We start from the raw sequence: 7,487 nt of genomic DNA, 5'->3' as shown, positions 1-7,487 counted from the left end.
TCTTCCAAAATTTCGATACGCTTGATGAGATATTTGATAAGCTCTTTGCTGATATCTGGAATTTTATTATGCGCTAAAGGATCGCTCTCGCAGCTTCCTAAAATTCTAGCGGGCACGCCTACGGCGGTGCAGTTTGGCTCGACATCCTTTACGACGACGGAATTTGCGCCGATTTTGGAATTTTCGCCTATGGTGATGTTGCCTAGCACTTTGGCCCCCGCGCCTACTACGACGCCGTTTTGCAGCGTCGGATGGCGCTTACCGTGCTCTAAGCTCACGCCGCCGAGAGTGACGCCCTGATAGATCAGACAGTTATCGCCGATGATCGCCGTTTCTCCGATGACAAGCCCCGTGGCGTGGTCGAAAAACACTCCTCTGCCGATCTGCGCGCCCGGGTTTATATCTACGGCGGTGATTATGCGGGTAAGTCCGCTGATCGCGCGAGCTATAAGCTTAAAACCTCGCTCGTAGAAAAAATGCGCGAAGCGGTAATTTATTAGCGCCCAGACGCCTGGATAGCAGAAAAATATCTCAAATACGCTATTGCATGCGGGATCTTGGCGCATCGGCTCGGTGAAGTCCCGTTTTAAAATTTGCCAAAAACTCATTTGATCGTCTTTAAGTAGCTATTGTCGTTTAAAAACAGATATAGCTCGCCCAGGATATGCTTTTTCTCTTTTGCGTCTATGAGGTCTGATTTTTCGATCCGCTCGTTTAGGCTTTCGCGGATATCTACTACGTCGTAGTCCATATCCTCCAAGATGTCGATGACCGATTGAGATTCAATAAAATCCTTGATCTCAAAGCCGCCGTCATCCTTTAAAATCACGGTCGCCTCTGTTGGGTGTGCAAAGAGGTTGTGGCTCATGCCAAGCACCTCCTGATAGGCTCCGACAAGAAAAAAGCCCAAAAAATACTCCTCTTTTTCGGGATCAAAATCGTGCAAAAATAGCGGATTTTTTTGGCTGTCGAATTCTATCTCGCCGTCGCTATCGCAGGTGATATCCCAGATCGACGCCGATAGCGTGGCGCGCTCGTCCAGCCTCTCTAACGGCATGATTGGGAAGTGCTGCTTGATGCCCCAAAAATCGGGCAGGCTTTGAAAGATCGAGAAATTTACCAAATAGCGTTCTTGGGCGTTGCCTAGGGAGTTTAAGAAATTACTGTATTCTTGCTTGTTGCCTAAAATTTCATACGCCTTTCGCATTATTAGATGAACCAAAATTTCGCCGTTTGAGCGGTCGATCAGATCGACGTATCCCAGATCAAAAAGGGTAAGCACGCTCTCCATATGCGACATGGCGTCGTGCAGATACTCTAGCGCGTTGGATGGTTTTAGAGTTTTATACAGATCGTATAGCTCGGCGACTACCGGCGGATTATCCTTTTTTAGGGCGAGTTTCTCTTCGGCGTATTCTTGGGTAAAAAGCTCCAAAATCGGCGCTACGAGCACCGCATGGCTGGCGGCTACGTATCTGCCGCTCTCGATAAAAATATCCGGCTCCGCCTCTTTTTTATCCTGCGCGATCGATTTTAGCAGGAAGACTACGTCGTTGGCGTATTCTTTTAGCGTATAGTTGCGGCTGGAGCTTTCTTTGGCTTGGGAGTATTCGATAGCAAGACCTCCGCCTAAATTTATGGATTTTAAATTTTTTGCGCCCATTTTACGAAGCTCGGTGTAGATATTGCCCGCCTCGATGAGGGCCTTTTTGAGCGGGTGGATCTCTGTAATCTGTGAGCCGATATGAAAATGGATCATCGTAAACTGCTCGATGAGGTCGTTTTTCTTGAGTAAGTTTATCGCCTCTATAAGCTCGGTCGAGGTAAGACCGAATTTGGAATTTATCCCGCCGCTTTTCGCCCACAGTCCGCTTCCGGAGTTATGCAGCCTGATGCGTAGCCCGATGAAAGGCTTTGGCGCAAAGCGCTCCTTAGCCGTTTCGATGATGGTTTCAAGCTCGTTTAGCCCCTCGATCGTAAGCGTTACGTTATGCCCCATCTCTGCGGCGATAAAGCCGATATTGATGAGCTCCTTATCTTTAAAACCGTTTACGGTAATCGGCGCGCCGTATTTGTTATACGCCATCGCTAGCAGCAGTTCGGGCTTGCTGCCGGCCTCTAGCCCGTATCCGTAAGGCTCGCCGATATCGACTAAATTTTTAACGAAGCCCGGGAATTGATTTACTTTAAGCGGATAGACGGCGTGGAATTTTCCCTTGTAGCCGAACTCCTTAATAGCGCGGTTGAAATTTGAGTAAATTTCGACGATCTGCTTTTTGATGAGGTGCGGGAAGCGCAGTAGTATCGGGCCTCGCACGCCGTCTGCGCGGATCTCTTTTATTATATCCACTAAAGGCTGCTTAAAATCGGAGTTTAGGCATAGTTTGCCCCCGTCTATCGTGAAGTTGGAATTTCCCCAAATATTTAGTCCGTAATCGCTCATGCTCTATCCTTAAAAAACGCTTCAACCTCTTTAAATTTAATCGCAAAGGTGGTTTGATCCTCTAAATTTTTACACCACACCTCGGCGCGATCAAACTCGTCCTGCCCGATGCAAAGGCAAAATTTCGCCTCCGCCCCGTCGGCCGCCTTTAAATGCTTGGCTAAGCTCTTGGGCTCGTATGAAATTTGAGTTTTACAAAACTTTCGCAGCTTTAGCGCAAATGAAAATGCCGTGCTAACAAACGCCTCATCCAGCGCGCCGATATAAAGTCCCTCACGCGCTTGTGGGCTTTCGCGCGTTTTTAAAATTTCGGCTATTCGCTCGATGCCGATGGCAAAACCCACGCCCGCCGTCTTTCTGCCGCCTAAAAACTCTACGAGTCTGTCATAGCGCCCGCCGCCGCCTACGGCACTTTGTGCGCCAAGCTCGGATGAGACGAACTCAAAGGCGATTTTGCAGTAGTAATCAAGCCCGCGCACGAGTTTCGCATCGATTTCAAATTTTTGTCCGTTTTGGGTTAAAATTCTTTGCAGCTGCGCAAATTCCGCGGCGCAGGCGTCGTTTAAATTTTCCGTTATAAGAGGCGCGGCGGCTAAAATTTTCTGGCAGCTTTCGTTTTTGCAGTCCAGTACGCGGATCGGATTGGTGTCGATGCGCCTTTGGCAGTCCTCGCAGAGCCTGTCTTTGCGATCTTGTAAGAAATTTACGAACTTGGTTTTATATGCCGGCATGCACTCTTCATCGCCTAAAGAGTTGATTTTAAGCGTTGCGGCGACATTTAGCTCGCGTAAAATTTGAGCTAACATCAAAATCACGCTCGCGTCCTCATAGACGCTACTTTGCCCGAAGCATTCGACGCCGAATTGATGAAACTCGCGCAGACGCCCCTTTTGCGGGCGCTCATAGCGAAACATCGAGCCTTGATAATAAAATTTATGCACGCCGCCGCTGCGGTCGAGCTTTTTTTCGATAAAAGCGCGCACGACGCCCGCGGTGCCTTCGGGGCGCAGGCAGACGCTATCGCCGCTTTTGTCGCTAAACTCATACATCTCCTTGCCGACGATGTCGCTGCTCTCGCCGACGCTGCGGCGAAATAGCGCGGTCTGCTCGAGTTTGGGAGTTTCGATGAGGCAAAAGCCGTAATTGCGCGCCACGCGCTCGCACACGCTTAAAATTTGCGAGTAGATGCGCGCCTGCTCGCCTGAAATATCGTTCATACCGCGAAGTGCCTTGATCATCGATAAAATCCTTTGTGAAATTTTAAAATTTTCAAATTTTTGCGGCGATTATAGTTAAATTTTCCTAAATTTTAAGCCCTGCCGCTCGCAGCAACGTATCGGTTCTGCTTATTTACATCGCGCGCCGCAAAATTAAAATACGCTTCGTGATAAATTAAATTCGGCAAAGTACGGATAAAAAGGCAAGCCTAGAAAGGTCGCTAAATTTCAATCGCCTATGCAAGCTCAAGCGAAAGTATCTCCGTGACCTTGCCCGCTTCGTCCTCGCAGCTTACGGCGATATAATCAAAGCCGTTTGCCTTGACCTCATCCCACGAGGCGGTCCCGCCGTTTATCAGCAGGACTTTGCCGCTCTCGTCCGTTTCGTATTCGTCCATTTCGTCGTCGTAGAGGATGCTGTAACCGAATTTTAGATGGATTTTACGCGGCGGCAGGTTAAATTTCACTAGCTCGCGGCGGGCTACTTTTTCTGCGTCAAGCTCGTCGCAGAACATCGCGTTGTAGCCGTGCGCAGCGCCGTCGAAAAGTAAAATTTCCTCGCCCGTTTTTACGCATTTGGCTACGAGCTTGCACGGCACGAGCTCGCCCTCGTCGTAAAAATCGACGATGTAATCGTTCGGCAAAGTTTCGCTGCGAAAAAGCTCGCCGAAATAATAAATTTCAAAGTATTCGCCGCCCGCGCCGGATCTGATTTGGGCATTTAGATAATCATCCTGAGTTACGTTAAACAGGTTGTTTGCTAGATAAGTAGGCACCCTCTCGTTCATCTTCGCTCCTTTGGCATAAATTTTAAAATTTCGCGAAATTATAACATATCTCGCGTCCGAGGCATCTGCTTTGTGGGGTGCGTCTCATCTGGGCTCTACGTCCTACGTCTGCTTACCGATGCTACAGGCCTGCTATCGCCGCGCGGCTTGAATTTCGCATACGACACGGCTTGAATTTCACTTACGGCGCAGTTACCGCTCGTGCTCGCCCATCCAGGCTCGTTAGCGAGCTGGGCTTAAGAGATGAATAAGCGTTGCCGCTCACACTCTTTTGAACAACGCAGCCTGCGAGCACGGCTTACAAAATTTTAACCCGCTTGCGCCATTTGCGAATTTTAATCTGCTCGCGCGGCACGTAAATTCTAATCCACGTTATGCCATTTGCGAATTCTAATCTGCTCATGCTGTTGACAAATTCTAATCTGCTCGCATCATTTGTAAATTTTAATCTGCTCGCACGGCACCGCTCCGTCTATGCGAAACGGACTTTGAAATTTTTTCTGGAGCGGGGGTATGTTTGCGAAGCGCTACTCCGTGATACCTCACGCCCGCTTGCTTTGAGGCTACGAAAGCGCGAGTAAAACTGCGCGCCGCAAGCGACGAGATAAATCTAAACGCCGTGCGGAAATTTTAAGCTGCGCGCCGCTGTATCCCGCATTGCGAAGCGGTTTGATTTTAAAATTTAATTTGAAGTGCGCCATGCGAGCTTGCCGCACGCTTCGTAAATTTAAAGCGCTACGCAAAATTTTAAATTTTACCGCGGCGCAGATCACGCGCCGTTTCGGATTGGACGTCTATTTTAAACCGGCTAAGCTCGGCGGTAAAATTTCTACTTCGCCGCCTTGAAGCTCAAGAATTCCTCGTAGCGGCGATCGATGATCTCTTTGATCTCGGCGTAATTTTGCGGCGAGTTTTCTATGTAAAAATAGGCGTTGTCGAAGTTTTTATCGCCGAATTTGCGCGCGACGAAATCGTCGTAATCTTGCAAATACCAGCCGTGCGTTTTGGCAAATTTCGTGCGGTCCGTGGTGTAGTAGGCCTTTGCAAAGGCCTTGCCCGCGGTGTTTAGTTCGTCGCTGCCTAGCACGCCGTCCATGGCGTCGAAAAAATACTGACGGTAATCAAAGCTATCGTCCATCCGCGCTATATCGTCCGCAAAGTCCGCCGCGAAGTCCTTGGAGTAAAGCTTGCGCTCCATGCACCAGCGGAAGAAAAACGCGATGTGCGTCGCGCCGTTTTCCTGCGGGATATCTGTCGGCGCATTTGCCGCGCCCCAGTGCCATTTTGCCTTGTCGTAGGTCACGTAAGCCATTTTGCTCTCCTTTTTTTGGACTTTAAGTTGCATAAATTTTAGAAATTAAAAGCAAACGACGCTTGGTAAAGCTCTAAATTTTATCCGATGCAATCTGCGCTGTGAAATTTCAAATTTTATATCAGATCGCCCATTACCTCATAATCGCATTCGCTTCGTAAAATTTTGCTGCGGCTAAAATTACGTTTAAATTCTATCGCATCTCGTAGAATTTCACGCACCTCGTCCTATGTCCTTTAGTCGCTGCTTTGCTGCCGCCGTCACGTCCTCTTCGTAATCGTACCACGCAAACATCGCGCCGTGCTGCACCGAGCCGCCCAACAGATCGCCTCCCTGGCGGTTTTTCAGATCGATATTTGCGACCTTAAATCCATCTAGCGTCGCTGCGAACTCGCGCAGGCGCTGCGGCGGGGATTTGAGCTTGGTGTAGAGGTAGCAGCGTCCCGCCTGGCCTTTGCGCCCGACGCGCCCACGCAGCTGATGAAGCGACGCGAGCCCCATCCGCTCGGCGCCCACGATTAAAATGACGCTAAGCCGCGGCAGCGAGATACCCACTTCGACGATCGTCGTGGTTATCAGCAGCCGCCCTTCATCGCGGAAGCGGCGCAAAACCTCCTCCTTGTCCTTGTCGCTGCCGTGGGTAATCATCACGTCTGCAAACTGAGCCTTCCAAAACGGCGCCGCCTCCTCAAGGCTTTGATAGACCGAGCTTTCGCTTTGCTGCACGAGCGGATATACGATGATCGCTTGATTGCCCGCGGCGAGCTCACGGCGCAGATCCTGCATAAAGCCCGTAAATCCGTCGTTTTGCAAGATTATAGTTTTGATCTGTTTTTCAAACGGCAGCTGTTTTAAAAAGCTAAAGCTCACAAGCTCGGACTGGATCATGCTTAGCGTACGCGGTATCGGCGTGGCGCTAAACTGAATGAAATGCGCGCGAAACTCGCCGCTCCCCGTGAGGCGCGCGATCTTTTCGCGCTGATTCGAGCCGAAGCGGTGCTGCTCATCGACCATTATGAGATTTGACGGCGCGAGCTCGTGGTAGAGCAGGGCGTGAGTGCCGATGATAAGGTGCGCGTCTGCAAAATTCGGCTCGCGATCGCCGCTTTTTACGAGCAGGACTTTGATCTGCGGCGGCAGCAGACGGAGAGCTTCGGCGTAAATCTGCTCGGCTAGGATGCTCGTAGGCGCCATCAGATAGCTGATGCGCGGGTAATTCATCGCCGCGCTCGCGAGGATCACGAGCGTCTTGCCGCTGCCTACGTCGCCCATGACGACGCGGCGGCGTGCTAGAGGGCTTTGCAGATCGCTAGCGATATCCTTTATCGCGCTTAGCTGATCGCGCGTAGGCTCAAAAGGAAGCGAAGCAAGCCAGTCCGAAATGTCGTGCAGCGGGTAAATTTGCGCAGGGAAGCTCGTTTTTTTCGCGCTTAGCTTTTGCAGGTAGTTTAGAATTTCTACAAATTTCAGCGTGCGTAAAATCGCAGCACCGCTCATCTGCGTGGCGGCTGCGGCTCGGACGGTCTCGGCGGCATGGACAGTTCCGGCGTCGCTTGCAATTTGAGTTATTGTAGGTATGGCGGTTGTAGCTTGGGCGGCTGCGGTCTGGATAGTTTCAGTTTGATAATACGTAGGTTGCACGGCACAATCGCGCGAAGCGCTCATCGGTGCGGCGAGCGCGTCCTGAACAGCCTCGGCGGCGCTTGCGGTCTGAGCGATCGTAGGCT

6 protein-coding genes are annotated in these 7,487 nt (G+C 50.5%); all 6 read right to left on the bottom strand.

Annotation, left to right across the window (positions count from 1 at the left end; genetic code table 11):
- Nucleotides 1-608, bottom strand: a 608-nt coding sequence (gene cysE, locus Q0257_RS12265) for a serine O-acetyltransferase (protein WP_298025171.1), incomplete at its 3' end; no start/stop codon positions are given.
- Nucleotides 605-2,443 carry a biosynthetic arginine decarboxylase gene (gene speA, locus Q0257_RS12260; RefSeq protein WP_298025170.1) on the bottom strand — a complete coding sequence of 613 codons (1,839 nt, stop codon included), beginning with the start codon at nucleotides 2,441-2,443 and terminating at the stop codon, nucleotides 605-607. The genes cysE and speA, both read right to left, overlap by 4 nt.
- Entirely contained in the window at nucleotides 2,440-3,681 is a 1,242-nt protein-coding gene (gene hisS, locus Q0257_RS12255) for a histidine--tRNA ligase (protein ID WP_298025168.1), read from the bottom strand. Before hisS ends, speA begins: the two co-directional genes overlap by 4 nt.
- Before the next feature lie 215 nt (nucleotides 3,682-3,896).
- Nucleotides 3,897-4,448: a hypothetical protein gene (locus Q0257_RS12250; protein ID WP_298025167.1), complete on the bottom strand. Its 552-nt coding sequence runs from the start codon at nucleotides 4,446-4,448 to the stop codon at nucleotides 3,897-3,899.
- 829 nt (nucleotides 4,449-5,277) lie between these two features.
- A complete protein-coding gene (locus Q0257_RS12245; protein WP_298025166.1) occupies nucleotides 5,278-5,760 on the bottom strand; it encodes a hypothetical protein in 483 nt (160 codons plus the stop codon).
- 213 nt (nucleotides 5,761-5,973) lie between these two features.
- On the bottom strand, nucleotides 5,974-7,487 hold a 1,514-nt coding region (gene recG / locus Q0257_RS12240), incomplete at its 5' end, for an ATP-dependent DNA helicase RecG (protein ID WP_298025164.1).

Source organism: uncultured Campylobacter sp. (assembly GCF_938018035.1).
Classification (GTDB): Bacteria; Campylobacterota; Campylobacteria; order Campylobacterales; family Campylobacteraceae; genus Campylobacter_B.
This window is presented reverse-complemented; position numbering and strand designations above follow the sequence as displayed.